Origin of the sequence: Roseivivax jejudonensis, from assembly GCF_900172265.1 — a bacterium.
GTDB classification, from domain to species: domain Bacteria; phylum Pseudomonadota; class Alphaproteobacteria; order Rhodobacterales; family Rhodobacteraceae; genus Roseivivax; species Roseivivax jejudonensis.
On sequence record NZ_FWFK01000002.1, the window covers coordinates 268,531 to 293,823 of the forward strand.

At 68.9% G+C, this 25,293-nt stretch carries 27 protein-coding genes; 9 read left to right on the forward strand and 18 right to left on the reverse strand.

Annotation, left to right across the window (positions count from 1 at the left end; genetic code table 11):
• The 10 genes from ROJ8625_RS06315 to iscR all read right to left on the reverse strand — a co-directional run bounded on the left by ROJ8625_RS06315 (position 1) and on the right by iscR (position 7,821).
• Complete coding sequence (locus ROJ8625_RS06315; RefSeq protein WP_085791033.1) at positions 1 to 579, reverse strand: YIP1 family protein; 579 nt, start codon at positions 577 to 579, stop codon at positions 1 to 3.
• The gene (locus ROJ8625_RS06320; RefSeq protein WP_085791034.1) at positions 576 to 1,058 is read right to left on the reverse strand and encodes a YIP1 family protein; all 483 of its coding nucleotides are present in this window, start codon (positions 1,056 to 1,058) and stop codon (positions 576 to 578) included. Before ROJ8625_RS06320 ends, ROJ8625_RS06315 begins: the two co-directional genes overlap by 4 nt.
• Before the next feature lie 7 nt (positions 1,059 to 1,065).
• Positions 1,066 to 2,367 carry a SufB/SufD family protein gene (locus ROJ8625_RS06325; protein ID WP_085791035.1) on the reverse strand — a complete coding sequence of 434 codons (1,302 nt, stop codon included), beginning with the start codon at positions 2,365 to 2,367 and terminating at the stop codon, positions 1,066 to 1,068.
• Positions 2,367 to 3,119 (reverse strand): Fe-S cluster assembly ATPase SufC, encoded by a 753-nt coding sequence (gene sufC, locus ROJ8625_RS06330; protein ID WP_085791036.1) that lies wholly within the window; start codon positions 3,117 to 3,119, stop codon positions 2,367 to 2,369. Before sufC ends, ROJ8625_RS06325 begins: the two co-directional genes overlap by 1 nt.
• Before the next feature lie 37 nt (positions 3,120 to 3,156).
• Complete coding sequence (locus tag ROJ8625_RS06335; protein WP_085791346.1) at positions 3,157 to 3,780, reverse strand: hypothetical protein; 624 nt, start codon at positions 3,778 to 3,780, stop codon at positions 3,157 to 3,159.
• An 82-nt stretch (positions 3,781 to 3,862) separates the two neighbouring features.
• Complete coding sequence (locus ROJ8625_RS06340; protein ID WP_085791037.1) at positions 3,863 to 4,177, reverse strand: heavy metal-binding domain-containing protein; 315 nt, start codon at positions 4,175 to 4,177, stop codon at positions 3,863 to 3,865.
• A complete protein-coding gene (locus tag ROJ8625_RS06345; RefSeq protein WP_085791038.1) occupies positions 4,174 to 4,371 on the reverse strand; it encodes a hypothetical protein in 198 nt (65 codons plus the stop codon). Before ROJ8625_RS06345 ends, ROJ8625_RS06340 begins: the two co-directional genes overlap by 4 nt.
• Before the next feature lie 138 nt (positions 4,372 to 4,509).
• Positions 4,510 to 6,054 (reverse strand): Fe-S cluster assembly protein SufB, encoded by a 1,545-nt coding sequence (gene sufB / locus ROJ8625_RS06350; protein WP_085791039.1) that lies wholly within the window; start codon positions 6,052 to 6,054, stop codon positions 4,510 to 4,512.
• A 182-nt stretch (positions 6,055 to 6,236) separates the two neighbouring features.
• Positions 6,237 to 7,283 (reverse strand): cysteine desulfurase family protein, encoded by a 1,047-nt coding sequence (locus ROJ8625_RS06355; protein ID WP_085791347.1) that lies wholly within the window; start codon positions 7,281 to 7,283, stop codon positions 6,237 to 6,239.
• Between the two features lie 76 nt (positions 7,284 to 7,359).
• Positions 7,360 to 7,821 (reverse strand): Fe-S cluster assembly transcriptional regulator IscR, encoded by a 462-nt coding sequence (gene iscR, locus ROJ8625_RS06360; RefSeq protein WP_085791040.1) that lies wholly within the window; start codon positions 7,819 to 7,821, stop codon positions 7,360 to 7,362.
• Positions 7,822 to 8,023: 202 nt separating this feature from the next.
• Between iscR and ROJ8625_RS06365 the strand changes: the two genes are divergently transcribed.
• The 3 genes from ROJ8625_RS06365 to ROJ8625_RS06375 are packed head-to-tail and all read left to right on the forward strand — an operon-like array spanning position 8,024 to position 9,529.
• Entirely contained in the window at positions 8,024 to 8,677 is a 654-nt protein-coding gene (locus ROJ8625_RS06365) for an alpha/beta hydrolase (protein WP_085791041.1), read from the forward strand.
• A gap of 1 nt (position 8,678) precedes the next feature.
• Positions 8,679 to 8,954: a hypothetical protein gene (locus ROJ8625_RS06370; protein WP_085791042.1), complete on the forward strand. Its 276-nt coding sequence runs from the start codon at positions 8,679 to 8,681 to the stop codon at positions 8,952 to 8,954.
• Complete coding sequence (locus ROJ8625_RS06375) at positions 8,951 to 9,529, forward strand: HD domain-containing protein (protein ID WP_085791043.1); 579 nt, start codon at positions 8,951 to 8,953, stop codon at positions 9,527 to 9,529. Before ROJ8625_RS06370 ends, ROJ8625_RS06375 begins: the two co-directional genes overlap by 4 nt.
• Before the next feature lie 42 nt (positions 9,530 to 9,571).
• On the opposite strand, the gene ROJ8625_RS06380 is transcribed toward ROJ8625_RS06375, so the two are convergent.
• The 4 genes from ROJ8625_RS06380 to ROJ8625_RS06395 form a co-directional block, all read right to left on the reverse strand.
• A complete protein-coding gene (locus tag ROJ8625_RS06380) occupies positions 9,572 to 10,150 on the reverse strand; it encodes a DUF924 family protein (RefSeq protein WP_085791044.1) in 579 nt (192 codons plus the stop codon).
• Between the two features lie 181 nt (positions 10,151 to 10,331).
• Positions 10,332 to 11,624, reverse strand: coding sequence for an MFS transporter (locus ROJ8625_RS06385; RefSeq protein WP_085791045.1), 1,293 nt, complete (start codon positions 11,622 to 11,624; stop codon positions 10,332 to 10,334).
• 97 nt (positions 11,625 to 11,721) lie between these two features.
• Positions 11,722 to 12,786, reverse strand: coding sequence for a tRNA preQ1(34) S-adenosylmethionine ribosyltransferase-isomerase QueA (queA, locus tag ROJ8625_RS06390; RefSeq protein WP_370738469.1), 1,065 nt, complete (start codon positions 12,784 to 12,786; stop codon positions 11,722 to 11,724).
• Positions 12,783 to 15,980: a YhdP family protein gene (locus ROJ8625_RS06395; protein ID WP_143535062.1), complete on the reverse strand. Its 3,198-nt coding sequence runs from the start codon at positions 15,978 to 15,980 to the stop codon at positions 12,783 to 12,785. The genes queA and ROJ8625_RS06395 overlap by 4 nt, the downstream gene beginning before the upstream one ends.
• Positions 15,981 to 16,158: 178 nt before the next feature.
• On the opposite strand from ROJ8625_RS06395, the gene ROJ8625_RS06400 reads away from it, so the two are divergent.
• The 5 genes from ROJ8625_RS06400 to ROJ8625_RS06420 all read left to right on the forward strand — a co-directional run bounded on the left by ROJ8625_RS06400 (position 16,159) and on the right by ROJ8625_RS06420 (position 21,053).
• Positions 16,159 to 16,620 carry a peroxiredoxin gene (locus ROJ8625_RS06400; RefSeq protein ID WP_085791047.1) on the forward strand — a complete coding sequence of 154 codons (462 nt, stop codon included), beginning with the start codon at positions 16,159 to 16,161 and terminating at the stop codon, positions 16,618 to 16,620.
• A gap of 93 nt (positions 16,621 to 16,713) precedes the next feature.
• Entirely contained in the window at positions 16,714 to 17,532 is an 819-nt protein-coding gene (locus ROJ8625_RS06405) for a ferritin-like domain-containing protein (RefSeq protein WP_234984184.1), read from the forward strand.
• A gap of 195 nt (positions 17,533 to 17,727) precedes the next feature.
• Positions 17,728 to 19,035 (forward strand): M23 family metallopeptidase, encoded by a 1,308-nt coding sequence (locus ROJ8625_RS06410; RefSeq protein ID WP_085791048.1) that lies wholly within the window; start codon positions 17,728 to 17,730, stop codon positions 19,033 to 19,035.
• Positions 19,025 to 19,540, forward strand: coding sequence for a bactofilin family protein (locus tag ROJ8625_RS06415; protein WP_085791049.1), 516 nt, complete (start codon positions 19,025 to 19,027; stop codon positions 19,538 to 19,540). Before ROJ8625_RS06410 ends, ROJ8625_RS06415 begins: the two co-directional genes overlap by 11 nt.
• A gap of 19 nt (positions 19,541 to 19,559) precedes the next feature.
• Positions 19,560 to 21,053: an MFS transporter gene (locus tag ROJ8625_RS06420; protein ID WP_085791050.1), complete on the forward strand. Its 1,494-nt coding sequence runs from the start codon at positions 19,560 to 19,562 to the stop codon at positions 21,051 to 21,053.
• A 6-nt stretch (positions 21,054 to 21,059) separates the two neighbouring features.
• On the opposite strand, the gene ROJ8625_RS06425 is transcribed toward ROJ8625_RS06420, so the two are convergent.
• From ROJ8625_RS06425 to ROJ8625_RS06440, 4 genes are all read right to left on the reverse strand, one after another.
• Complete coding sequence (locus ROJ8625_RS06425) at positions 21,060 to 21,644, reverse strand: HNH endonuclease (RefSeq protein WP_085791051.1); 585 nt, start codon at positions 21,642 to 21,644, stop codon at positions 21,060 to 21,062.
• Between the two features lie 346 nt (positions 21,645 to 21,990).
• The gene (locus ROJ8625_RS06430; RefSeq protein ID WP_085791052.1) at positions 21,991 to 22,656 is read right to left on the reverse strand and encodes an alpha/beta hydrolase; all 666 of its coding nucleotides are present in this window, start codon (positions 22,654 to 22,656) and stop codon (positions 21,991 to 21,993) included.
• On the reverse strand, positions 22,653 to 23,303 hold the full coding sequence (locus tag ROJ8625_RS06435) for a DNA-3-methyladenine glycosylase family protein (RefSeq protein WP_085791053.1): 651 nt from the start codon (positions 23,301 to 23,303) through the stop codon (positions 22,653 to 22,655). Before ROJ8625_RS06435 ends, ROJ8625_RS06430 begins: the two co-directional genes overlap by 4 nt.
• Entirely contained in the window at positions 23,267 to 24,028 is a 762-nt protein-coding gene (locus ROJ8625_RS06440; protein WP_085791054.1) for a precorrin-6A/cobalt-precorrin-6A reductase, read from the reverse strand. The genes ROJ8625_RS06435 and ROJ8625_RS06440 overlap by 37 nt, the downstream gene beginning before the upstream one ends.
• A 47-nt stretch (positions 24,029 to 24,075) precedes the next feature.
• Here ROJ8625_RS06440 and ROJ8625_RS06445 point away from each other — a divergent pair, with 47 nt between their 5' ends.
• A complete protein-coding gene (locus ROJ8625_RS06445) occupies positions 24,076 to 25,290 on the forward strand; it encodes an MFS transporter (RefSeq protein ID WP_085791055.1) in 1,215 nt (404 codons plus the stop codon).
• The last annotated feature ends 3 nt before the right edge of the window (positions 25,291 to 25,293 follow it).

A 25,293-nucleotide genomic window follows, 5' to 3' on the forward strand; every position in this document is an offset into this window, starting at 1 on the left:
TCACACCGCCTCCACGGTTGCGCCGGACAGCGTGACGATCAGCGCAAGCCCGAGTGCGAGCCCCGTGACCGCCACGAGCAGGGCGAGCGCGGCCTTGCCGACACCCTCGAAGCCCTGCGCCTCGGCGAGGAAATTGAGAAGAATCCAGAGGCCCACCCCGGTCGCGGCCAGCGACACCAGCGCCGCGATCGGCGGCACCAGCGGCGCGAGGATCGTCAGGAGCACCTGCACCAGGACATCGAGTCCCTGGACCCAGACAACAAGCAGACCCACGTCGCGAAGTCGCGCCACGCCACCGAGGCCGCGCCCCGCCCATGTCAGCGCCAGCGTCAGGATCACCAGCACGACCGCGAGGCCCGCCGCAAAAAGGAACGGCTGGCTCAGGAGCGGCGCGATGGACGGATCGGGCGGCACGATCTGTGCCGACAGCGTCACCAACGCGGTCTGGAGCACCACGACAAGCGCGAACCCCGTGCCGACGACGTCGCCCGACAGTCGCAGCGACAGCAGCATCCGGGCGACCTCGCGCGGCGCGACCACGCTCTGCCAGGCGAGCGAGAGAAACCCGTTGACCGTCATGCGCCCTCCTCGGCGATCTTGAGGCTTCGCAGCCAGAACCACGCGAAGATGGCGCACCAGGCGACACCGACCAACGTGAGGCCCGCGCCCGGCCCCACCAGGCCCGCGACGAGACCGTTCAACAGGATGAGCGGCGTCGAGGCAAGAAAGCTCCAGAACAGCGCGAGACGCGCGCCATACCAGTCACCGCGCCCGCCGACCGCCTTGGCGACGAGGTGGCTGAGCGCGGCGATGGCATAGAGCCCGAGCGGCGCGATGAAGATCCAGCCCATCAGTGCCCCGCCCAGCATCTGGTCGAGGCTGGTCTCTGTCAGATGCGCCTCGCGCGCGAGGCGCGGCAGCGACGACAGAAACGTCAAGAAACATGCACCCATCGCCATGGCGAGCGCGCGATCCTCGCGCTGGCCCATGGCGAGAAGGCGCCGCATAACCGCACCCGGCCCCCGGTAGGTGGCCGCGATATCTGTCGTGACCGCCAAGCCGTCCTCAGCGAGCCTGCCGGCGGAACAGCCAGGCGGAGATGCGCTCGACGATCTCTGCCTGCAGATCCTCGTCGGCGATCTCCTGAACCGCCTCTGCGAGGAAGGCGAGCGTCAGATAGTTGGTCGCCTCGGCCTCACCGATGCCTCGAGAGCGCAGGTAGAACAGCGCCTCTTCGTCGATCGCGCCCGAGGTCGACCCGTGCGAGCACGCCACGTCGTCGGCGTAGATCTCGAGCTCCGGCTTCGCCTGGAACGTGCTGTCGTCATCGAGCAGCAGCGACTGCGAAATCTGGTAGCCATCGGTTTTCTGCGCGCCGGGCTCGACCAGAATCTTGCCCTGGAACACGCCGACCGCGCCGTTGCGCAGGACCTTCTTGAAGACTTGCCGGCTTTCGCAGTTCACCGCATCATGCGTGATGAAGACGGTGTCGTCGTGGTGAAAGTCGCCGTCGCCCATGCAGGCGCCCGCGACATGCGCGATCGCATTGTCGCCGGTCAGCTCGAGCACGACCTCGTTGCGTGTGAGCACGCCGTTCGCCGTGAGCGTGAAGGACTGGAACACCGATTCCCGGCCGAGCCGACCGAAGATGTGCGTCACGGCACGCCGCTCATGGTCGCGGCCTTGGGCCCGGATGTGACGGAACGTGCCGGTATCGGCGACCTCGACTTCCATGCACTTGTTGAACCGCGCGGCGGCCGGTCCGCTTTCCAGAAGCGTGACCTCGGCGCCCTCCTCGACCTTCACGACGTGATGAAGGATCGCGTCGGAACGCGTTGCCTCGTGGTGATAAATCAGGCTCAGCGGCTTCGAGGGCTTGCCCGTCACGCGCACCAGGATGCCGTCGGACGCGAACGCCGTGTTGAGCGTGGCGAGCGGACGCTTCACCGGCGACTGACCCCGCGCCTCGAGCTGGCCGTAGACGTCCTTGGCCCAGTGAATGTCAGCGCGGCTGTCCGCCAGACGTTCGATCTCCACACCCTCGAGGGCAAGGTCGTCGGACGCTTCGGCGTCGAACACGCCGTCGACGAACACGATCTTCAAGCGGTCGAACGCGTCGAAGACCGGCGGCTCGCCCGCATCGAACGTCGCTGCCTCCGGCGCCTCCGGCGCGGTCAGCGTGTCCGGCTTGGTGTATTTCCAGTATTCGTCGCGGCGGATGGGCAGGCCGTCGGCGCGCAACCGTGCCAGCGCGTCCCGGCGCGCGGGCTCGGCCCAGCCGCCCTCGGGCAGCGTGAGCGCGTCGATCCGGGCCTCGGCGATCTCGAGCGCACGCGGTTCGGGTGCCTTTGGTTTGAGAAGCGCCATTACACCGTCTCCTTGAAGTCGGCATACCCGTTCGCCTCGACCTCGCGTGCCAGCTCGGGCCCGCCGGTCTTCACGATCCGGCCGTTCGACATGATGTGCACGACATCCGGCACGATGTGGTCGAGAAGCCGCTGGTAGTGCGTGATGACGAGGAAGCCGCGATCGGGCGAGCGCAGCGCGTTGACGCCCTCGGCCACCAGCTTCATCGCGTCGACGTCGAGCCCGGAATCGGTCTCGTCGAGAATGCACAGCCGCGGCTCGAGCATCGCCATCTGCAGGATCTCGTTGCGCTTCTTCTCACCGCCCGAGAAGCCGACGTTCACCGGACGCTTCAGCATCTCCTGACCGATCTGAAGATCCTTCGCCTTCGCCCTGATTTCCTTTAGGAAATCACTCGAGGACATTTCCTCTTGGCCACGGGCCTTGCGCTGCGCGTTCACCGCCGAGCGCAGGAATGTCATGTTGCCCACGCCGGGAATCTCGACGGGGTACTGGAACGCGAGGAACAGGCCGGCGGCCGCGCGCTCCTCGGGTTCGAGCCCGAGGACGTCCTCGCCTTCGAGCGTCGCGGAGCCGTCGGTCACCTCGTAGCCGTCCCGACCGGACAGGACATAGCTCAGCGTCGATTTGCCGGAGCCGTTGGGGCCCATGATCGCGTGGACCTTGCCGGCCTCGACGGTCAGGTCGACGCCCTTCAGGATCGCCTTGTCCTCTTCCTCGAGTTTGACGTGCAGGTTCTTGATCTCGAGCATGTGTGTCCTCTTTCGGCTGTCTTGCGCAGGTCGCCCGTCAGGGCCGCTGCATCATCTGGATGATCCGCAGCAACCGGGCCGGCGGCACGGGCTGCGGGGTGATTTCGAACCGGGCCATGCGGCCGGTCATCTTCGGGGCACCGAGAAACGGCTCGATGCGGTGGTAGTGCGTGCGCGGCCCGTAGTCGTCGAAGAGCAGCGTCACCGGGCGATCGGTCAGGAACGCCGTCGCGAGCGCACATCCCAGGCGGAACCGCCCATCGACCAGGACGACGTCGGGCGTGCGAAACCCGGGTCGGTCCCAGACCTCGAGCGGATAGCGCGAGAAGTCGCGCCAGCCGCTGTCGTCGACCGGGTGCCCCCAATCGCGCGTGGGCCCGATGTCGACATGCACGATGTCGACCGTGCTGTGTTCGGCCGGCGGGTGGGCGTCGAACCACGCACGCATCATGTCCGCCCAGTGGCCATCCGACTCGACCGTCGTGACCGTTCGACCGGAAAGTTCGGCAGCCAGCACGGTGGAGCCGCCCGAGCCGTATTCGAGGATCACGCCGGCGCGCTCGTATTCCGCCCTCAGGAGCGCCGCCTCCGCCTCCGGCAGAGTCAGCTCGGGCCGGACCGGGGCCGCGTCGCGTTCTGTGGTTTCGGCACGCACTGACATCATGCTTCGCCCGGTTCGCAGCGAGCCGCGAGGATCCGGCGCTCCGGACATTGGCCGGCGCCTCTGCCATGGATTCCGCTGGTCATTCGATCACCACCGCCGTGCCCGAGACGGACACCATGAGCATGGAGTCCCCCACGACTTCGTAATCGATATCGATCCCGACGACGGCGTTGCCGCCGACGCGTCGGGCCTCGTCGCGCAGCGCCTCGAACGCCGCCTCGCGCGCGTCCCGCAGCTTGGCCTCGTAGGCGCCCGACCGGCCGCCGACGATGTCCGTGACCTGCGCGAAGAAGTCGCGAAACACGTTCGCCCCCATGATCGCCTCGCCGACGACGACATCTCGGTAGTCGGTGATCCGGTGACCTTCGATGCTATGCGTCGTCGTAACGATCATGGGATGGCCCCACGTGTCGGCCGGCGCCCGCGCAGGACTGTCTGGGCAAAGAGCGATCCGCCCGCGCCCGAGACGAAACTGAGCAACAGGACCGTGCCGAACGACAGCGCATCGGTCAGGACGGCCACGGCGACCGAGAACACGACACAAAAGATGCCCGTCAGGGCTGCCTGGATCAGCATCGCGGGTTTCATGGCGTTGCTCCACCTGCATCGCACGGATCAACCGGCAGGAGACGCGACACGCCCGGAGCAGGACCGGGCGCGGCAAGGAGCCGCGACCCCGGTCGCTGCGCCGATCGAAGCGTGTCGCGCGGCGACATCATGGCGGCGTCAGCCCACCGAGCCCTCGAGAGAGATCGCCACGAGCTGCTGCGCTTCCATCGCGAACTCCATCGGCAGGGCCTGCAGCACCTCCTTGGCGAAGCCGTTGACGATCAGCGCCACGGCCTCTTCTTCGTCGAGGCCACGCTGGCGGCAATAGAACATCTGGTCGTCGTCGACCTTGGAGGTCGTGGCCTCGTGCTCGACCCGGCTCGAGTTGTTCTTCACCTCGATATACGGGACCGTGTGTGCCCCGCACTTGTCGCCGATCAGGAGCGAGTCGCACTGGGTGTAGTTGCGCGAATTCTTCGCCTTGGGATGCATCGAAACGAGGCCGCGATAGGTATTCTGCGCCTGTCCGGCCGAGATGCCCTTCGACACGATCCGCGAGCGGGTGTTCTTGCCAAGGTGCACCATCTTCGTGCCGGTATCGGCTTGCTGATGGTTGTTGGTGATCGCGATCGAGTAGAACTCGCCCTGGCTGTCGTCGCCGCGGAGGATGCAGGACGGATACTTCCACGTCACCGAAGAGCCCGTCTCGACCTGCGTCCACATCACCTTCGACCGGTCGCCACGGCAATCCGCGCGCTTGGTGACGAAGTTGTAGATCCCGCCGCGACCTTCCTCGTCGCCGGGGAACCAGTTCTGCACCGTCGAATACTTCACCTCCGCGTCTTCCTCGGCGATGATCTCGACCACCGCCGCGTGAAGCTGTGCGGTGTCGCGCTGGGGCGCGGTGCAGCCCTCAAGGTAGGACACGTAGGCGCCCTTGTCGGCGATGATCAGCGTCCGTTCGAACTGGCCGGTATTCTCGGCGTTGATCCGGAAATAGGTCGACAGCTCCATCGGGCAGCGAACGCCCGGCGGCACGTAAACGAACGACCCGTCCGAGAACACCGCCGAGTTCAGCGTGGCGTAGTAGTTGTCGCTGACCGGCACGACCGAACCAAGATACTTCTGTACCAGCTCGGGATGGTCGCGGATCGCCTCGGAGATCGAGCAGAAAATGACGCCCGCCTGCTCCAGCTCCTTCTGGAAGGTGGTGCCGACCGACACGCTGTCGAACACCGCGTCCACGGCCACGCGGCGCTCTTCGCCGCCACCGGTGCGCGCCTCGGCGGGCGCGGCATCGGCGCCTTCGACACCCGCGAGGATCATCTGCTCCTTCAGCGGGATGCCGAGCTTCTCGTATGTCTCGAGCAGCTTGGGATCGACGTCATCGAGCGACTTCGGCTTCTCTGCCATGCTCTTGGGACGCGCGTAGTAGTACTGTTCCTGGAAGTCGATCTGCGGGATCTGCAGCATAGCCCAGTCGGGTTCGGCCTTCTGCAGCCAGCGCTCGTAGGCGCTGAGCCGCCACTCCGTCATCCACTCGGGCTCTTCGTTCTTTTCCGAGATCAGGCGCACGATGTCGGGCGACAGGCCCTTCGGCGCGTAGTCCATCTCGATCTCGGTTTCCCAGCCGTATTTGTACTTGCCGCCGAGATTGCGGACCTTGTCGACGGTTTCCTGGTCGACGCCCTCTTTGACTTCGGTCTGGTCCAGAGCTGCCATGTCGTCCTCTCCTGATCGCCCGGCCGCAGGTCGCGACCTTGCTCGTCTGGCGCCGGCGCGGCGCGTGTTCCATTCGCCGCGACGGCGGCCCGTAAGCGGTGCGCCGCAACGCGGCGCTGTCTTTCGATCTTCGTTCCGGGCCGCGATCCTCGTCGGCCCGGACGTTGCTCGCGATGTCCGCGTCAGGCGGCCTTCGCGCGAAACTTCTCGTATTGCTTGCCCCATGCCGCAGCGAAGCGAAGCACATCGTCCTCGACCGTGTCGGGCCCGAGGCTCACGCGGATCGCCCCCGCGGCAGTCGCCGCATCGTGGCCCATGGCGCCGAGCACGCGGCTCTCGCGCACCTTCCCGCTGGAGCAGGCGCTTCCCGCGCTGATCGCGAACCCGGCAAGGTCCATCTGCATCACCTGCGTCTCACCCTTCCAGCCGGGCACCGCGAAGCAACTCGTGTTCGGCAGGCGCCGTCCGCCATTCCCAACAAAAATAGTCTCGGGGGCCCGGGCTGCAATGCTCTCTTCTAGAATGTTTCTAAGTTTTTCGACCTGCGACCACGTCCCGGCGTCGAGATCGCGCGCCGCAGCCTCCGCCGCGGCGCCGAAGCCCGCGATCCCGATCACGTTCTCCGTGCCGGACCGCCGACCCATCTCCTGCCCGCCGCCGCGGATCTGCGCGGCGAGGTCGGTGCCCCGACGCATGACGAGCGCGCCGATCCCCTTCGGTCCGCCGATCTTGTGCGCGGAGACGAGCGCCATCCCCGCGCCCATCCAGTTGAACGCGAGCGGCAGCTTGCCGAGCGCCTGCGTCGCATCCACGACGGCAAGGCCCTGAGGCAGGTCCTGCACGATCCCCGTCTCGGAATTGGCCGCCTGCAGGGCGGTGCGGCCCGGGTCATCGACGCTGACATGGCCGCTGCGGTCGACCGGCAGCGCCGGGTCGATCCAGGCCGCCACCGCGTCGTGTTCGATCGCAGCGCCCACCAGCCCGCGCCCGGCGCAGGCCAGCGCCGCCGCTTCTGTCGCACCCGAAACGAAGACCACGTCGGCGCCGTCGGCCCCGAAGGCCGCCGCGACTTGTGCGCGCGCCGTCTCCACGATGCGCTTGGCCGCACGTCCCTCGGCATGAACCGAGGACGGATTGCCGGCCGCGTCCATCGCCTCGAGCATCGCCGCCCGTGCCTCGGGCCTGAGCGGGGCCGTCGCGTTCCAGTCGAGATAGGTCCGGCTTACCATCGCGCCCCTGCCCTCGCGGCCGGCGCACGTGCCATCGATCCGCATGCGCTGCGATTATAATGCGCCGCGTGCCGGATCATGCCTCGTCCACCACGTCGAAGATCGCCGGGACGGCCGGGCACGGCACCAGCGCATTGCTCGCCACGTCCGACAGCCGCGTCTGATGCAGGAAGACGTAGACATGCGCCGAAAGGCCCTGCCATAGGCGATTGGACAGCGATTGCGCCTTGGATCCAGACGTCCCGCCAGAGGCACCGGCGCCCTTGTGCATGGCGTCCACCGTTTCGTCGACCGCGGCGAGCACATCCGCGACGCGGATCTCCGAAGACGGCCGCGCGAGGCGATACCCTCCGCCCGGACCGCGCACGGAGGCCACGAGTTTCGCCCTCCGAAGCTTGACGAACAGCTGCTCCAGGTACGGCAGAGAAACGTCCTGACGGCGAGAGATGTCGCCTAGCGTCACCAGCGTATCGGGCGGCTGCAGCGCGAGATCGACGAGCGCGACCATCGCGTACCTACCCTTCGTGCTGAGCTTCATCCCGCTGCCTCCACTCCAAACCGCGCCGCCGCGTTCCGCCGCGGATCTCGCGGCGGTAATTGACCTTGCCGGGGCAAATGCGTATCTGCCTCGGACGCCGCCCGGCCGCCCGCCGGAGGATTTAGAATAGTTCTAAAGAGGCTGACGGATCGAGTCAACAATCCGTCGCCACGCATCGCGACGCGAAGGAGCCGCTCCGACCATGCCCGAGGTGATTTTCCCCGGCCCCGAAGGCCGCCTCGAAGGACGCTATCACCCGCAGAAGGACCGCGACGCCCCCATCGCCATCGTGCTGCATCCGCATCCCCAATTCGGCGGGACGATGAACAACAAGGTGGTCTACAACCTTCATTATGCCTTTCACCAGATGGGCTTTACCGTCCTGCGCTTCAACTTCCGCGGCGTGGGCCGCAGCCAGGGCGAGTACGACCAGGGTGTGGGCGAGCTGTCGGACGCGGCATCGGCGCTCGACTACCTGCAGTCGATGAACGCCAACTCGAAACATTGCTGGGTTGCCGGCTTTTCCTTCGGCGCGTGGATCGGCATGCAGCTTCTGATGCGCCGGCCCGAGATCACCGGATTCATCTCGGCCTCCCCGCCCGCAAACATGTACGATTTCTCGTTCCTTGCGCCCTGCCCGTCCTCGGGCCTCATCATCAACGGTACCGCGGACCGCGTGGCGCCGCCGGCCGACACCACCGCGCTCGTCGGCAAGCTGAAGGAGCAGAAGGGCATCACGATCAGCCACGAAGAGATCGAGGGTTCGGGCCATTTCTTCGAAGGCCCGCACATGGAGACGATGATCTCGACGGTCAGCGATTACGTGAAGCGGCGCCTGACCGAGAGCACGCGCTGACATGGCGCAGGGCGGCTATATCGAGGAACTGGCCGACGGCCTCGCGCGGGACGTGCTCGAGGCGCAGGACAAGCTCGGCGAAGAACGCCTCTTCATGGAGGTGGCCGAAGTGCTCGCCGCGGCCTCGACCACGCTCGAGGAGGCGTTCCTGACCGCGGTGCGCGTCCGTCTCGCCGAGCGTCGCGCCCGCAACTTCCTTGTCGACCGCGTGCGGCAGGCCGACCCCGGCACGGTGACCGACGCGCCGACACCCCCATCGAACGAGCCGTCGGCGTGAGCGATGCGCTGGACCGCCGCATGGCGTTCCTGGCCGAAGCGGACCGGCTCAAAGGCGTGGAGCGGGCGACCCACGCGCTAGGCGGCGCCCGGGCCGAAAACTCCGCCGAGCATTCCTGGCACGTCGCGCTTTACGCGCTGATCCTGTCCGATCACGCCGAGGCGCCGGTGGACCGCGACCGAGTGGTGCGGATGCTGCTCTTGCACGATCTCGTTGAAATCGACGCGGGCGACGCGCCGATCTTTGCGGACGGCGACGCCGGCGCGCTGGCGGAGAGCGAGGCGGCCGCGGCCGACCGGATCTTCGGGCTGCTGCCCGCGGCACAGGCCACCGAGATGCGCGCGCTCTGGGAGGAGTTCGAGGCCGCCGAGACGCCCGAGGCGCGTTTTGCGAAGGCGATCGATCGCTTCCAGCCGCCGAACCAGAACCTGGCCGCCGACGGCGGCAGCTGGCGCAGCTACGGCGTGACCGAGGACACGTTCGAGCGGCGCGTCGCGCAGGTCATCACGCGCGGCGCCCCGTCGCTCATCGAGTGGCTGTGGCCCAAGGTGCGCGCGGTGCTGAACCGGCTCTGAGTTGACGCAGCGAGAGCTGGCGGCTTGCAGGCCGAGAGCGCGTCAGGCAGGTTCCTGCACCTCGCGCACGACCCGGCCATAGCCGCCCTCCTCGAGAAAGCGCGCTTCCTCCTCGGTGGTCGCCCGGCCCAGCACCGCGTTGCGATGCGGGAAGCGGCCGAACCGGCGCACGACCTCGCGGTGTGCGCGGGCATGCAGGAGATTCGGCGCGCCGTTCTGCGGCATCCGCTCCTTGATGAGGCGGACGCACCGCTCCTGATCGCAGAGGTTCTCGGCATGCATCATTGGCAGGTAAAAGAACTGCCGCGCGGGCTCGTCGATTTTCATGTCCCAGCCACGATGCACCGCCTGCTTCGAGGCGGCGAGCGCGACCCGGTCGGCCGCGAAGGCTCGCGGATCGTCCCGGAAGATGTTGCGCGAGAATTGATCGAGCAGAACGATATAGGCGAGCGCACCCGACGGATAGGTCAGCCAGAGCGCATAGCGTCCCTGCATCGCGCCTTCGAGTGTCTCGGAAAAGCGGTCGCGGATCTCGCCGTCGAGCGCCGCGTCTTGCTTGTACCAACCTTCAGGCCCGACCTCGTCGAGCCAGAACGTCAGAATATCATCGGGTCCGGGCACTGCTCTCCTCCTCGCACCGGTCGCGTCGCAATTCGTCGAGTAAAGCCCGCATGATCGTGAAACGACAGTCACAAATCATGTCACCCGCTCACGGGTTTCCGATGCGTCACCTTTCTCCGACACTCCGGGACGGCCGTTTCCCGCGACCCCATAATTTCACCCCCAAACAGGGGCTTGGGCATCACGCGGCCGTGTCCGGCTCCCGCTCGGACGCGAGCGACTCGGCATCGGTTTCGGCCTCTGCCGCCTCGATAGCGGCCTCTTGTGCGTATTCCATCGCCACCACCGTGCCGGTCGGTGCGAAATACGTGTAGGCCCCGGTCTCGTCGACCGACGGCGCCGGGCGCCGCGTCATCCGCCAGAGCGCGTAGCCGGTCAACGCCAGCATCGGCACAGCGATCGGCACGAAGTAGCCACGCGCGCCCAGAACGCCCATCAGCCAGCCGGTCACGATCGGCCCGACGACGGCGCCGACGCCGTTCACGAACATCAGCCCCGCCGAGGCGCTGGCCATGTCCTCGACATCGAGAAAATCGTTCACGTAGGCGATGAGCAAGGAATAGAGCGGGTTGGCCGATCCCCCGATCACCGCCGCGACCCCGACCAGAACCACGAAGCTGTCGGACAGCACAAGCCCGGCGAGGCCAGCGACCCCACCCGCGCAGGCAACCGCCGCGATCAGCACGCGCCGGTCCATCCGGTCGGACAGCCAGCCGAGCGGATACTGGCAAATGAGCGCACCGACATAGAATGCCGCGACGAAGATGGAGGTCTGCTGCAGCGTCAGCCCCGCCACGGTGGCGAACACCGCCGACATGCCGAACTGCAGCGCGAAAACCGCGCCCATCAGCGACATGCCGACAAACCCGAGTGGCGAGGTGTGGAACAGCTTGAGGATGTTCATCGGCTTCGTCGACTCGAAGGCCGGCGTCGGCGAAATCGCCAGAAGGATCGGCGCGAAGGAAATCGAGACGAGAACCGAGGGAATGATGAACAAGAGGAAGCCGGACGGATCCGGCACCACGAGAAGCGCCTGCGCCGCGATGATCCCGACCATCTGCGTGATCATGTAGAGCGACATCGACTGCCCGCGGGTGTCGTTGCTCGCCGCGTTGTTGATCCAGCTCTCCGAGGTCACGTAAACGCCGCAGAACGCGAAACCGAGCAGCACGCGCATGGCGATCCAGACAGACGGATGCTCGATGATCGGAAAGACGATGAGCGCGCCGGAAATGAGCGATCCGAGCGCCGCGAAGACGCGGACATGCCCCACCCGCCGGATCAGTTCGGGCGTGATCCGCGAGGCGATCATGAAGCCGAGGAAATAGGCCGAGATCACCACCGACATCACGAAGGGCGAGAACCCCGCCGCGCCGCCGCGCACGCCCATCAAAGAGCCCTGCAGGCCGTTGCCGACCATCAACAAAAGGATGCCGAAGAAGAGCGGCCAAGAACTCAGAAAAACGTTAACCATCGCGACACCTGCGGCCCGGCCGAGACTCGGCTCGGCCTTCCGCTACATCCGGCCTCGCGGCGCGTCCATACGCTTTGCGACCGACACGCTGTCGATTTTACGCGTCTCCCGGCACCAGCAGAGAGGCGTCGCCGTATGAGAAGAAGCGGTAGCGCTCCGCGACGGCGTGGGCGTAGATCGCGCGGATGCGCTCGGCCCCCATCAGGGCGGAGACCAGCATCATCAGCGTCGAGCGCGGCAGGTGGAAGTTGGTCATCAGCGCGTCCGTCGCGCGGAACGCGAAACCGGGATAGATGAAGATGTCGGTCTCGCCGGTCCAGGGCCGGACGTTGCCGGTATCGCGGGCCGCCGTCTCGATCAGGCGCAGGGCGGTCGTGCCCACGGGAATGATGCGCCCGCCGGCGGCACGGGTGGCGGCGATCTCGTCCGCGGCGCGCTCGGACACCTCGCCCCACTCGGCGTGCATCCGGTGGGTGGTGACGTCCTCGACCTTTACCGGCAGGAAAGTGCCGGCGCCGATATGCAGCGTGACGTGGCTGAAGGCGATACCACGCGCGGACAGGTCGGCCAGCAGCGCATCGTCGAAATGCAGCGACGCCGTCGGCGCCGCGACGGCGCCCGGCCGCGCCGCCCATACCGTCTGGTAATCCTCGCGATCGCGCGCATCGGCGGCGCGACGTCCCGCGATATAAGGCGGCAGCGGCATTGCACCGGCCTCGGCGAGCGCGGTGTCGAATGCCTCCCCCTCGAGGTTGAACCGCAGCACGCCCTGCCCGTCGCCGCGCGACTCGAGCACCGCCGAAAGCGCGTCGGAAAACCGGATCGTCTCGCCGTCGCGCACCTTCTTGAGCGGTTTGACCAGCGCCGCCCACGTGCCGTCGGTGCGCGGCTCCAGCAGGGTCACTTCGACCCGCGCCTCGGTCCGGCCCTCGGCACCGGTGCGGGCCCGCGTGCCCGACAGCCGCGCCGGAATGACCTTCGTGTCGTTGAGCACGAGCCGGTCGCCGGGCCGAAGCCAATCGCCGAGATCGCGCACGACCGCGTCGGTGATCCGATCACCCTCGGCCACAAGCAGCCGCGCCGACGAGCGCGGGCGCGCGGGGCGCGTCGCGATCAGATCCTCCGGCAGGTCGAAGTCGAAGGCGTCGATGTGCAGGCTCATTCGGGCACCGGCGGCGGTCGGCGAAAAATCTCGCGGAACATGCCGGGGGTGAACACCGAAAGCGGATTGACCGCAACCCGCGGCGCCGACGACGACCCGCCGATGGTGAAGTTGAACCCGAGCAGCCCCTCGCCGCGCCGGGTGAAGATCGAGCCGATCGAGTTCAGGACGTAGACCGGCGACAGCACCCCCTGCAGGTCGATGGAGCCCGAGCGCAGATCGACCGTGCCGTCCATCGACACGCCCATCGACGGGCCGACGGCGCTCGATTGCGTCAGCGTCACCCGCTCGGGACTCAGACGGAACCGCGCCTCGACGTCCTGAAAGTAGATCCCCGGGCCTTCGAGCTGGTCGATGATCCCGACGATCGAGATCGCATCGAGCAGCGCCCCGATGGCTGGCGCATCGCGCAATCGTGCGTCGGTGACGGTGACCGCCCCGTCGTAGGTGCCCGGACGGCCTTCGGGCGTGAGGTTGAGCACGAGCCGCCCGCCGGCAACGGTCTTGAGGATACCCGTCGATTCCAGAACATCGCCGGCATCCTCGGACAGGAGGCGGAGGCCCGTGCCGCCGTTCTGCGGCAGGAGCTGTCCGCGGACCGGGGCGCCGGTGCCCGACATCTCGGCGGTGAACCCTCCGTCGAGCCCACCGCCCCGGGCGGCGAACCGCCCGGCGAAGCCGCGCAGCGCGATGCCCTCGGCGATGGTGAGTTGGTCGAGTTGCACGTCGAGAGGGGTACCGCCGCCGGAGCCGCCGCCGCCTCCGCCGCCAGACGGGGACACGCCGCGCAGGTCGAGCCGGCCCCCGCGCACCCGCACCTCGGGCGCCGCGCCTGCGCCGCGACCGACAAGCGTCACCGGCGCGTCGAGCCAGTTGCCGATCCGGACGCGATCGAGCCGCACCGCATCGAGCCCGCCACCGGGTCGCAGGTCGATGCGCCCGGCCGTCCTAAGCCCCCCGGCGTCTAGGCGCAGCGTGTCGATCCGGGGCGCCTCGCCGAGCCGGCCAGCGATGTCGAGCGTTCCCTGCGTGCCGCGCGCGAGGGACCAACCGATTTGCGGGATCGCCATGCCGATGCCCGAAAGAGAGGAGGTCAGCCGGAATTGCGGCGGGCCTCCGGGTGGCAGCGCCACCTCTACCCGCGCCGGTCCCTCGCCTGAGATGAGCCCCTGTGGCAACGCCACCCCGAGCGCCTGAGCCGCCGACGCGCTAAGACGCGCGGTGCCCGCGATCCGGGCACCGCTGCCGCCTGCTTCCCCGATGGGCAGGGTCCAGCTCCCGTCGAAGGGCACGCCGTCGAAGGTCAGGTCGCCGGCGAGACTCACCTCCGTGTTCGTCACCGACAGATCGAGCGTGTCCGCCGCGATGCGCCGGTCGGGGACCGCACGCGTGGTTTCCACGTCGCTCAGCGTTCCCGAGAGATCGAGCGCGGTGTCCGCGAACGTGACGCCGCTTGCCAGTGGCCGGGTCAGCGTGCCCGTGACCTGCACCTGCCCGGTCGCCAGATCGGGTGTGCGGCCAGCCTTCTGCAAAAGCGACAGCGGCGGCAGGTCGAGAAATGACAGAGCGGCGCGCGCCGGGGCTGCGGCCGCAAGGCGCAACTCGCCCGTCGCCGGCTTCTGCCGCGTGTCCGGGATCACGAAACTGCTGCCGGCTATGTCGATAGGCCCGCCCTCCGGCGGCGAAAGCCGGCCCGCATCAACCCGCGCGGACAGCCTGTCCTCGGCGATCATGAGCCTGCCCTCGGCAGCCTCCACCGGTGGCAGCGTATCGGCGAAGCGGACGGTCGCGTCCTCGAAACCGGCATCGACGTAGAGCGACGGGCGGTCGCCCGGCTGCCATCGCAGGCCAAGGATCGCGTCGCGCGCCACGCCGCCGACCACCCGCTCGGACACCCAGCTGCGCGTCCCGGGCGCGATCCCGGTGGGCCAGTAGGCCACCAGCGTCTCGGGTGGCAGACGGTCGGCAAAAGCATCCACGCTGACTGCCCAGCCATCTGCGCCCGCTGCGACATGCCCGCGGCCCCGCAGCGCAGGCGCGGGCTCCGTCACCGAAAGCCGGCCGATCTCCACCCGGAACGGCGCGAGTTCCAGCTTCACGTCGACCTCGGCGGCTCCGATCTCGAGCGGCGCGGCGAACAGATCCCCGGGATTCGTGCGCACCTCGGACAGCGCGAATTGCCCGGTGATTGCCTCCGGCCGGCCATCCGCCCCAGGCCTCAGCGTGGCGCGCCCGGTGGCGCGGCCGCGGCCGGCCGCGCTGTCGACCGAAATCTCGGAGAAGTCGATGCGCCCGGTCTCCGGCGCGAACGAGAAATAGGTCTGCGCACTTTCGAAGCGCAGCGGCCGCGCCGCCTCGGTCGGCTGCAGCACACCCGGCCCGATCCGCAGCGTCGCGTCAAGGCCGCCGACCGCGCCGTCGGCATCCGTCCAGCCCCGAAGGCTACCCGAGATCGGCGCGCGCAGCGCCTCGAGCCACGCAAGCGCGGGGCTCTGCCCGGCAATGTCCTCGGCCGGCAAGCCATCGAGCGACAGGCCGAAGGACAAGTCGGCATCGCCGATCCCGCTCTCGGCATTGAGGGCGAAGCGCGCGGGCGTGTCGCCCTCGCCGAGAAGCGACGCGCTCCCCGACAGGCGCAGCGTTCCGGCGTCGCGCTGCACCGAGATCTGGCCATTCTCGGCCAGCGCCTCGCGACCGAGACGGCGATCGATCAGGCGGATCGTGAGCCCGTCGAGCGACACGCGGTCGAGCGAGGCAAGTCGGGGATCGCCGAGAGCCGCGTCGATGCGCGCCACGACCTCCGGCACGCTCGGGCGATCCCCGCCGACGATACCCAGCCCGATGCCCAGCCGGCCGTCGGCGTCGCGCTGTGCACTGAGGAACGCCCCCGATACGCGCGCCGACCGCAGCACCACGTCCCCGGACAGAAGCGGCATCGCCTCGGCGGCGATCTCAAGTTCGGACAGCGCGGCAATAGGGGCGCCGTCCGGCGCGCGCAGTGCGGCGTTGTCCATTCGCACCCGGACCAGACCGGCATCGCCGATCACCAAGCGGAGGTCGTCGAACTCGATGGTCGCGCCGGGCACGAGGTCCGCGACCCGCGTTTCGATCCGCTCGGATGCCCAGTCGGGAACCATGAGCGGGCGCCCCACCAGCGCGCCCGCCGCAAGGATCGCTGCCGTCGCGAGAAGCACGAGGACGGTCGCGAGACGGATCGGCCATCGCCGGCGGCGTCCGCTTTGCTCTGGGCCATCGCTCTGCACTGGCGGTCCGGCGCTCCCGCGTTATCCTCTGCGCACGCACCGCGCGCATGTCCTGATGGTCACGGAATGCGTGCAAGGTCAAAAGTCAAATCGCCAGGGAGCCCCTCACATGCTCGATACCGCCGACACCGCGCCCGATTTTACCCTGCCCGTGACTGGAGGCGGCGAGGTCACGCTGTCTGAACTTCGCCCCGCACCGGTGGTCCTGTTCTTTTATCCGCGCGATGACACGTCGGGCTGCACCAAGGAAAACGAGGCGTTCACCGCGCTCCTGCCCGAGTTCGAAGCCGCCGGCGCCAAGGTCTTCGGGATCTCCAAGGACACGATCGAGAGCCACGACAAGTTCATGGCGAAAAAGTCGCTCACCGTGCCGCTTCTGTCCGATGCCGAGGGCGACGTCTGCGAGCGCTACGGCGTGTGGAAGGAAAAGAGCATGTACGGCAAGACCTTCATGGGGATCGAGCGGTCGACGTTCCTGATCGCCGGCGACGGCACGATCGCCAGGACATGGCCGAAGGTGAAGGTGCCTGGCCACGCCGAGGAGGTTCTGGACGCCGTAAAGGCGATGTGATCCTGCAACCGGACCCCGGATCGGCGCGAGCACTGGCGATCCGGGTCCGGCCCTGCGACACAGGCCGCAACCCACCGGATGCGGAGCCGCCCCATGACGCAGACACTGACCGAAATGGCCGTGGACGTGCTGACCACGGCCGATCCTCGCGACAAGACCGCGCGCAGTCGCGCGCACGCCGCCCGCTGGCAGTCCGCGCGTGCGGCCGGCGAGGAGATCCCTCTTGGCCGAGCGGTTCCGCCGCTGCGCCCGGCGCGACCGGAAAGCCCCGAACTGCGCGATCCCCGCGACGTGCCCAAGCGCAAGCCCGGCAGTCCGCAGGGGCGGATCGCGCTCCTGCACGCGGTCGCGCATATCGAACTGAACGCGGTCGACCTGCACTGGGACATCATCGCGCGCTTCGCGGACACCCCGATGCCAGCCGGGTTTCACGACGACTGGGTCAAGGCCGCAGACGAGGAATCAAAACATTTCAACCTGATGGCGGACTGTCTTGAGGCGGCGGGAAGCAGCTACGGCGCCCTGCCGGCCCATGCCGGCATGTGGCGCGCCGCCGAGGACACGGCCGAGGACTTCTTCGGCCGGCTGGCCGTGGTGCCGATGGTCCTCGAGGCGCGCGGCCTCGACGTGACCCCGGGCATGATCGAGATCTTCCGCAAGGCCGGGGCCACCGATGCCGTTGCAGCGCTGGAAACGATCTATGCCGAGGAAGTCGGTCACGTCGCCTATGGCTCCAAGTGGTATCATTTCCTCTGCGGCCGGCACGAAATCGATCCGCTGCCGCACTTTCACGCGCTGGTCAGGCGCTATTTCAAGGGCGCGCTGAAGCCGCCCTTCAACGAGGAAAAGCGGGCCGAAGCCGGCCTCGCGCCGGACTTCTACTGGCCGCTTGCTGCGGAAACAGGCGGCTGACGCTTGGCAAAGGCGCTGGAATCGGCGGATTTTTGCCGCTTCGGCATGATCCGGCCCGGTCGGAGGACCGTGATGCCTCAAAATGTTGCAACCAAAATCACGGCTGGGTAACCCCTGTAACCTAAGGTGCCGGGACCGGACGGGACGCCGAGCACCAAATGTGGGACGGGCGAAACGGGACAGAGGGACGAACACGTGAGAACGCGCTTCGCGATCAAGACACATGCGCTCCTCGAGCGCACATTTCCGGAACGCCGCCTGTTCCTCCGCTCCGAAACAGACACTCGCTTCATCCGCCTTCGACCAGAAACGCAGGCCATCGCATTTGCCGGGGCCACCGCCGTGGTCGGTTGGGCCATCGTCGCCACGGCGATCCTTCTCATGGACTCGATCGGCGCCGGCTCCTACCGGGAACAGGCGCAGCGCGACCAGGTCACCTTTCAGCACCGCCTGAACGCCGTCGCCGCCGAACGTGACGCCCGCGCGGCCGAGGCTCTCGCCGCTCAGGCACGCTTCAACTCGGCACTGGCCGAAGTCTCCGCGATGCAGTCTCAGCTGCTCGAGAGCGAGTCCCGCCGCCGCGAACTGGAAACCGGGCTCGACGTCGTCCAGGCCACGCTCGGCGCGACGATGAAAGAGCGAGAGGCGGTCCGCGACCAGTACGCCGCGCTTCGCCGCCAGGTCGAGGAAGGCGGCGCCGCCCTCGCCGCCTCGGGCGACGACAGCACGCTCGATTTCCTGACCGCCGCGCTGGCCAGCACCGCCGAAGAGCGCGACCAGGTCGTCGCGGACGCGCAGGACGCGCTCCTCCGCGCCGACGAAATGGCGACCGAGATCCGCCTGATGGAAGAGAAGAACGACTTGATCTTCCGTCAGCTCGAAGAGGCGATGACCGTGTCGGTGAAGCCGCTGGACAAGATGTTCGAGGCTGCCGGCATGGATCCCGACGACATCCTCGACGAGGTGCGTCGTGGCTATTCGGGCCAGGGCGGCCCGCTGACGCCGCTGTCGTTCTCGACCCGCGGCGAGGATCTGGGCGCTGACGCGAGCCGCGCCAACGAGATCCTCAACCAGATGGACCGGCTGAACCTCTACCGGATCGCCGCGCAGAAGGTGCCCTTCGCCTCGCCGCTGAAGGATCCGTTCCGCTTCACCTCTGGCTTCGGCCGCCGCTGGGGCCGGATGCACGAGGGCGCCGATTTCGCCGCCGCGCACGGCACCGCGATCTATGCGACCGCGGACGGCGTCGTGGTGCATGCGGGCTGGCAGTCGGGCTATGGCCGGCTGGTCAAAATCAAGCACGAATTCGGGATCGAAACGCGCTACGCACACAACTCGCAACTGTATGTCGAGGTCGGGCAAAGGGTCTCGCGTGGGCAAAAGATTGCTGCTATGGGGAACACTGGACGTTCGACCGGCACGCACCTGCACTACGAGGTCCGTGTCGGCGGCAGGGCCGTCAACCCAATGACCTACATCAAGGCTGCGAACGATGTTTTCTAAGAGCAAGATCAACGAACCGGCGACCAAGCCGGAGGACAGCAAGCCGGCGCCCGCCGATCCGCAGGCCGCGGCACCGCGCCAGTCCTCCGACTTCAAGCCCGCTGCACCGAAGGCCAAGCCGGCGGCGTCGGTGCTCTCGAGCGATCTGCACATCACCGGCAACGTGAAGACCACCGGCGACATTCAGGTCGAAGGCACGGTCGAGGGCGACATCCGCGCCCATCTTCTGACCGTCGGCGAGACCGCGACCATCAAGGGCGAGTGCATCGCCGACGATGTGGTGGTCAACGGCCGCATCGTGGGCCGCGTGCGCGGCCTGAAGGTGCGCCTCACCGCGACCGCGCGCGTCGAGGGCGACATCATCCACAAGACCATCGCGATCGAAAGCGGCGCGCATTTCGAGGGCTCCGTGCAGCGTCAGGACGATCCGCTGTCCTCGCGCGGCAAGGGTTCCGCCCCGCAGCAGGCGGCACCGGCCCAGAAGGCCGAGCAGCAGCCGAGCTGAGCCGACGGAGGCCCGCGCGATGACGGGCCCCGACACCGCAGACCGACCCGATCGGGCCTCCGTCTCCGCACGGCGGCCCGTTTTCGATTCCGGGTTGTGCACCGAACGCGCGCGGCCATACCTGCTGGTTGCCGCGATCCTGGCCTCCGCGCTCGGCTTCATCGACGGGTCGGTGGTGGCGATCGCCCTGCCCGCCATGCGCGAGACGTTGTCGGCCACGCTCGGGCAGGCGCAGTGGATGGCGAACGCCTACCTGCTGACGCTGTCCTCGCTGATCCTCGTGGGGGGCGCGCTCGGCGACCGGTTCGGCGTGGCGCGCGTCTTCGGCGCCGGGATCGCGCTCTTCGTCGCAGCGTCGATGGTGTGCGCCGCGGCGCCGACCGCCGGGTTGCTCATCGCCGCGCGCGCGGTTCAGGGCATCGGTGCGGCGCTGATGGTGCCAGGCTCTCTCGCGCTCATCAGCCGCGCCTACCCGCGCGAGGAGCGCGGCGCGGCGATCGGCACCTGGGCCGCGGCCTCGGCGCTCACCACGGCACTCGGCCCGGTGGTCGGCGGCGCGGTGCTCAGCGCGTTCGGCGATACCGCGTGGCGCTGGATCTTCGCGGTGAACCTGCCGCTGGGCGGGATCGCGCTCTGGCTGCTGTGGCGCCACGCGCAGGAAGGCCGGACCGAGGATCGCCCGATCGACCTTGTCGGCGCGGGACTGGCGACGCTCGGGCTCCTTTTGCTCGCGTGGGGCCTGTCGGGAGCCGAGCACGAGGGCGGCACCGGCGGCATCCGGTGGGGTCTGGCCGCGGCCGGGCTCGTCGTCTTCGCGATCTTCATCGCCGCGCAGGCACGGGTGACGGCGCCGATGGTGCCGCTCGGCCTGTTCCGCAGCCCGGTCTTCGCGGCGGCGAACCTTCTGTCCTTCTTCCTGTATTTCGCGCTGACGGCGATGCTGTTCTACCTGCCGATGACGCTGATCGCGGCATGGGGCGTCTCTCCTCTGGCGGCATCCGCCGCCTTCGCGCCGCTGTCGGTCTTCATCTCGGCGCTGTCGCCACGCGTGGGGCGGTTGGCGGACCGGATCGGGCCGCGCGCGCCCATCGCCGGCGGCTCGGCGCTGGTGGCGCTGGCCTACGGTCTTCTGGCGGCCAGCGTGCCGCTCCAGAGCTACTGGTTCGCGGTCGTTCCGGCGATGGCGCTGGCCGGCCTGGGCATGGCCTTCGTCGTCGCGCCGCTGTCGACCGCGGTCATGGGCGCGGTCGACGATGCGCAAAGCGGCACGGCCTCGGGCGTGAACAACGCGGTGACGCGGGTGGCAGGGCTGATCGCGGTCGCCGTGGCGGGCGCGCTGGCCGGGGCGGTCTACGCCGCGTCGGGCGGGCCGGCGAGCTTCGGCGCGGCAGCCGATGGCGCGGCCCACAGGGCGGCGACGGATGCGGGATTCATCGCCGTCGCGTGGACCTGCGCGGCCCTGTCGGCGCTGAGCGCCGGCGTGGCCTGGGCCGGCCTGCGGCCCCGGCCTTGATCGCGCTCACTGCTCCAGTTCGGCGTCCCAGTAGAGGAAATCGAGCCAGCTGTGGTGGAGGTGGTTCGGCGGAAAACGCCGACCCATGTTGCGCAGCTCCTCCGCGCCGGGCTGGCGCGGCGGCTTGCGCAGCGACAGGCCGGACTGGCGCAGGCTCTTGGAGCCCTTGCGCAGGTTGCACGGCGCACAGGCCGCGACCACGTTTTCCCAGCTCGTGATGCCGCCGCTCGCCCGCGGGACCACGTGATCGAAGGTCAGATCGCCGGTCGAACCGCAATACTGGCAGCGGAATTCGTCCCTCAGAAAAAGATTGAAGCGCGTGAAGGCCACGCGCTTCTGCGGTTTGACGAAATCCTTGAGCACCACCACGCTCGGTATCCTGAGCGTCATCGAGGGGCTTCGGACCACCTCGTCGTATTCGGCGATGATGTCGACCCGGTCGAGGAACGATGCCTTTACCGCCTCCTGCCACGGCCAGAGCGACAAGGGATAATACGACAGCGGACGGTAGTCCGCGTTCAACACGAGCGCCGGGTTGCGTTTCAGCGCTCCCGGCTCGCGCACGAAATGTGTCCTGAAATCTCCGTCCATCTGCGACTCGGTCCCTGCCCTGACTGCCCGCCTTCCGAAGCACCAGAGCGGGGAACCCCGCCCCAGCCTGACATCACTATATATCGCGATCCGATTCCGACAAGTCCCGCAATATACGGTGTCACGGGTCGGGATAGTGGGTCATTGCAACACGTGGATGACAGCGTGGGCAAGTGACTGACCGCGCGGCACTCCGCCGCGGACGGCGGGGCCCGGACCCGCGCGGCCCCCGTGCGGCACGCGCCGGGGGCTCTGCCCCCGGACCCCCGGGGTTTTCGGCAAGATGAAGGACGGCGCGCGCGCGCGCCGGGCGACCGTCGCGCCGCCAGACGTCAGGGCGCGCCGGTCAAAACCCGCACTTGTCGCGCAGGAAGGCCAGTGCCACGGACAGACCGTCGGGCGCGATGCCGTGACCGGTGCCCTTCATGACGTGGGCGAAGACCTCCTGCCAGCCGGCGGTCTGCAGCGCCTCGGCGGCCTCGGGCATCGAGTGCGGCGGCACCACGTCGTCCTGATCGCCATGGACCAGCAGGACCGGAAAGCGGCTCCGCGTCTCGTCCTCGAGCAGGTCGGGGCTGAGCACCCGGCCCGAGAAGGCGACCACCCCGGCCACCGGATCCTCGCGGCGCGGCGCCACGTGCAGCGCCATCATCGTGCCCTGCGAGAAGCCGAACAGTGCCACCTGTTCCGGCAGGAGATCCTCGTCGACCATGAACGCGTCGAGGAAGGCGTCGAGATCGGTCGCCGCGGCGCGCATGCCGGCCTCGGCCTCTTCCTGGCTCGATCCGTCGATCCAGGGGATCGGGAACCATTGCAGGCCCATCGGATTGACGGCGCAGGTCTCGGGCGCGTCGGGCGCCACGAAGAGCGTGTCCGGCAGGTGTTCGCCCAGCGGCTCCGCCAGGCCGAGAAGATCGGCGCCGTTGGCGCCGTAACCGTGCAGGAACACCACCGCGGAGCGGGTGTCGCCCGATACGGGCGGCCGACGGCCGGCTTGCAGAACGCGGGTCATGCGACACCCTCCCTGTCCTTTGCGACGTGGTAGTAGGCCCAGAGCGCACGGGCCGCAACCGATCTCCACGGGCTCCAGGCGGTCGCCATGTCGCGCAGCGCCCGTTCCTTCGGGCGCCCGGGCAGCGCGAAGAGAAGACGTGCGCCCTCCTGCAGGGCCAGGTCGCCGGGCGCGAAGACGTCGGCCCGGCCGAGCGAGAACATCGCGTAGATCTCGGCGGTCCAGACGCCGATGCCCTTGACCGAGGTCAGGGTGGCGACGACCACGTCCGTGGGCGCATCCCGGAGCGCGGCGAAATCGATCTCGGCCTCCGCGAGCGCGCGCGCGTAGGTCGCCTTCTGCCGCGACAGACCGAGCGCCCGGAGGCCGTCGGCATCGGTGGCGCGGATCGCCTCGGGCGTGGTCATCCCCGCGGCCGCGAGCCGGCCGCGGATGGCACGGGCGGAGGCCACCGAGACCTGCTGGCTCACGATCGCGTTCAGCAGATGTTCGAACCCGTCCGGCGCGCGCCGGAGCGGCAACGGCCCGGTTTCTGCCAACGCCGCCGCGAAGCGCGGCTCGGCACGCGCCAGCCACTCCGCGCCCTCGGAGACGCAGGCGTCGGAGACGATTATCCGGCCGGCGACGGGGTGATGCGGTCGATCCATCGGCAGGCCTCCTCGGGGGTCGTGGCGAGCGCGCCGCACGGGCGCGGCGGACGTGCGATCATCGCGACGCGGATGCCGAGCGCGCGGGCGGCGTCGAGTTTCGGCCGCGCGCCCGGTCCGCCGGCATTGCGCAGGACCAGCCAGTCGGGCCGGATCCGGCGGAAGAGGCGCATCTCGCTGTCGACGGTGAAGGGCGGCGCACCCCGCGCGATCCGCGCGCCGGCGACCCGGGCCCCAGGCGCGACGAGCCGAAGCCAGAGCCGCGCGTCGAGGCGGCGCAACGCGGCGAGATCCTCGCGCCCGGTCGCCGCGAAGACGCGCGCCCCGGGCGGGATCACGCGCGCGAGCGCGGCCGCGTTGCGGACGGTGACGCGCTGCTCTCCGGGCGCCCGGGGCCAGGGCGGACGCAGCAGGGTCAGGCACGGCAGGCCGGCGGATCCGGCCGCGGCCCGCGCTGCGGCGATGCCGGCCGTGTCGAACGGATGCAGCGCGATGACGAGCGCCGCCGCCTCGGCCTGCCGCAGCGCTGCGCCGAGGGTCGCGTGACGCGCCGCCGCGCCGCACGGCCCGGCCCCGACGGCGACGTCGTCCCGCCAGCGCACGACGCCGGTCGCGCGGGACGCGGCGAGCGTCCGCGCCTCGGACGTGTCGCCGAACACGACGACAGGGCGGGAGCGAGGGTCGATCACGGGGCTCTGATACCGCGCGCGACGGCGGATGCCCATGCCCGGCGCGCCTTGCCCTTGCCCGCGGCGCCGCTTACGCAAGGGGCATGAGCGATCTGCCGAGTTCCCGCGCGCGGCGCAACGTGACCGTCCTGGTGCTTGCGCAGGCGATCCTCGGCGCGCAGATGCCGATGCTGTTCATCGTCGCCGGTCTGGCCGGCCAGTCGCTCAGCCCGAACCCCTGCTTTGCCACGCTGCCGATCTCGCTGATCGTCGGCGGCTCGATGCTGTCGGCGCCGCTGATGTCGACGCTGATGCAGCGGTTCGGGCGGCGCGCGGGTTTCTTCACTGGCGCGGCGGCCGGCGCGGCCGGCGGCGCGATCGGCGCGTGGGGCCTGATCGAGGCGTCCTTCGGTCTCTTCCTTGTCGGCAGTCTGCTGACCGGGACGTACATGTCGGCGCACAATTTCTACCGCTTCGCCGCCACCGACACCGCGGACGACAGCTTCCGGCCGAAGGCGATTTCCTACGTGCTGGCCGGCGGGCTCGCGGCGGCGCTGATCGGGCCGCAGCTCGTGAAGCTGACAAGCGAGGCCTACGTCATCCCGTTCCTCGGCACCTACCTGGCCGTGATCGGGGTGAACGTCGTCGGGGCGACGCTGTTCCTGTTTCTCGACATTCCGCGCCCGCCCAGGCCCGAGGAGGGCAGCCCGCGGGGCCGCTCCGTGCGCGAATTGCTCGCCACGCCGCGGATCGCGGTCGCGGTGATCTGCGCCATGGTGTCCTACGCGCTGATGAACCTGATGATGACCTCGACGCCGCTGGCCGTGGTCGGGTGCGGTTTTTCGCAGAACGCGGCCGCCGACGTGGTGAGCGCGCATGTCCTGGCGATGTACGTGCCGTCCTTCTTCACGGGGCACCTGGTCGCGCGCTACGGCGCCGAGCGCATCGTCGGCATCGGCCTGGCGCTTCTGGCCGGCGCGGGCGCGATCGGGCTGGCAGGGGTCGCGCTGACCAACTTCTTCGCGGCGCTCGTGCTTCTGGGGATCGGCTGGAACTTCGGGTTCATCGGGGCGACCTCGATGCTCGCCTCGGCGCACGGCCCCGAGGAGCGCGGCCGCGTTCAGGGCATGAACGACCTGATCGTGTTCGGCGGCGTGACGGTGGCGTCGCTGGCGTCCGGCGGGTTGATGAACTGCGCCGGCGGCACGGCCGAGGCCGGGTGGACGGCCGTCAACCTGGCGATGGCGCCGCTCCTCTGCCTTGCAGGCGCGGCGCTCCTGTGGCTGGCGCTGCGCCCGCGCGAGCGCCCGGCGGAGTGAGCG

Excerpts from the sequence above, each read along its gene's own strand:
- ROJ8625_RS06445 (WP_085791055.1), top strand. The coding sequence starts at position 24,076 with ATGAGCGATCTGCCGAGTTCCCGCGCGCGGCGCAACGTGACCGTCCTG.
- ROJ8625_RS06325 (WP_085791035.1), bottom strand. The coding sequence starts at position 2,367 with ATGGCGCTTCTCAAACCAAAGGCACCCGAACCGCGTGCGCTCGAGATC.
- ROJ8625_RS06335 (WP_085791346.1), bottom strand. The coding sequence starts at position 3,780 with ATGTCAGTGCGTGCCGAAACCACAGAACGCGACGCGGCCCCGGTCCGG.
- ROJ8625_RS06370 (WP_085791042.1), top strand. The coding sequence starts at position 8,679 with ATGGCGCAGGGCGGCTATATCGAGGAACTGGCCGACGGCCTCGCGCGG.
- sufB (WP_085791039.1), bottom strand. The coding sequence starts at position 6,054 with ATGGCAGCTCTGGACCAGACCGAAGTCAAAGAGGGCGTCGACCAGGAA.
- ROJ8625_RS06365 (WP_085791041.1), top strand. The coding sequence starts at position 8,024 with ATGCCCGAGGTGATTTTCCCCGGCCCCGAAGGCCGCCTCGAAGGACGC.
- queA (WP_370738469.1), bottom strand. The coding sequence starts at position 12,786 with ATGAGCCTGCACATCGACGCCTTCGACTTCGACCTGCCGGAGGATCTG.
- ROJ8625_RS06345 (WP_085791038.1), bottom strand. The coding sequence starts at position 4,371 with ATGAAACCCGCGATGCTGATCCAGGCAGCCCTGACGGGCATCTTTTGT.
- ROJ8625_RS06340 (WP_085791037.1), bottom strand. The coding sequence starts at position 4,177 with ATGATCGTTACGACGACGCATAGCATCGAAGGTCACCGGATCACCGAC.
- ROJ8625_RS06430 (WP_085791052.1), bottom strand. The coding sequence starts at position 22,656 with ATGACCCGCGTTCTGCAAGCCGGCCGTCGGCCGCCCGTATCGGGCGAC.
- ROJ8625_RS06400 (WP_085791047.1), top strand. The coding sequence starts at position 16,159 with ATGCTCGATACCGCCGACACCGCGCCCGATTTTACCCTGCCCGTGACT.
- sufC (WP_085791036.1), bottom strand. The coding sequence starts at position 3,119 with ATGCTCGAGATCAAGAACCTGCACGTCAAACTCGAGGAAGAGGACAAG.
- ROJ8625_RS06415 (WP_085791049.1), top strand. The coding sequence starts at position 19,025 with ATGTTTTCTAAGAGCAAGATCAACGAACCGGCGACCAAGCCGGAGGAC.
- ROJ8625_RS06315 (WP_085791033.1), bottom strand. The coding sequence starts at position 579 with ATGACGGTCAACGGGTTTCTCTCGCTCGCCTGGCAGAGCGTGGTCGCG.
- ROJ8625_RS06435 (WP_085791053.1), bottom strand. The coding sequence starts at position 23,303 with ATGGATCGACCGCATCACCCCGTCGCCGGCCGGATAATCGTCTCCGAC.
- ROJ8625_RS06440 (WP_085791054.1), bottom strand. The coding sequence starts at position 24,028 with ATGGGCATCCGCCGTCGCGCGCGGTATCAGAGCCCCGTGATCGACCCT.
- ROJ8625_RS06425 (WP_085791051.1), bottom strand. The coding sequence starts at position 21,644 with ATGGACGGAGATTTCAGGACACATTTCGTGCGCGAGCCGGGAGCGCTG.
- ROJ8625_RS06420 (WP_085791050.1), top strand. The coding sequence starts at position 19,560 with ATGACGGGCCCCGACACCGCAGACCGACCCGATCGGGCCTCCGTCTCC.
- ROJ8625_RS06405 (WP_234984184.1), top strand. The coding sequence starts at position 16,714 with ATGACGCAGACACTGACCGAAATGGCCGTGGACGTGCTGACCACGGCC.
- ROJ8625_RS06385 (WP_085791045.1), bottom strand. The coding sequence starts at position 11,624 with ATGGTTAACGTTTTTCTGAGTTCTTGGCCGCTCTTCTTCGGCATCCTT.
- iscR (WP_085791040.1), bottom strand. The coding sequence starts at position 7,821 with ATGAAGCTCAGCACGAAGGGTAGGTACGCGATGGTCGCGCTCGTCGAT.
- ROJ8625_RS06355 (WP_085791347.1), bottom strand. The coding sequence starts at position 7,283 with ATGGTAAGCCGGACCTATCTCGACTGGAACGCGACGGCCCCGCTCAGG.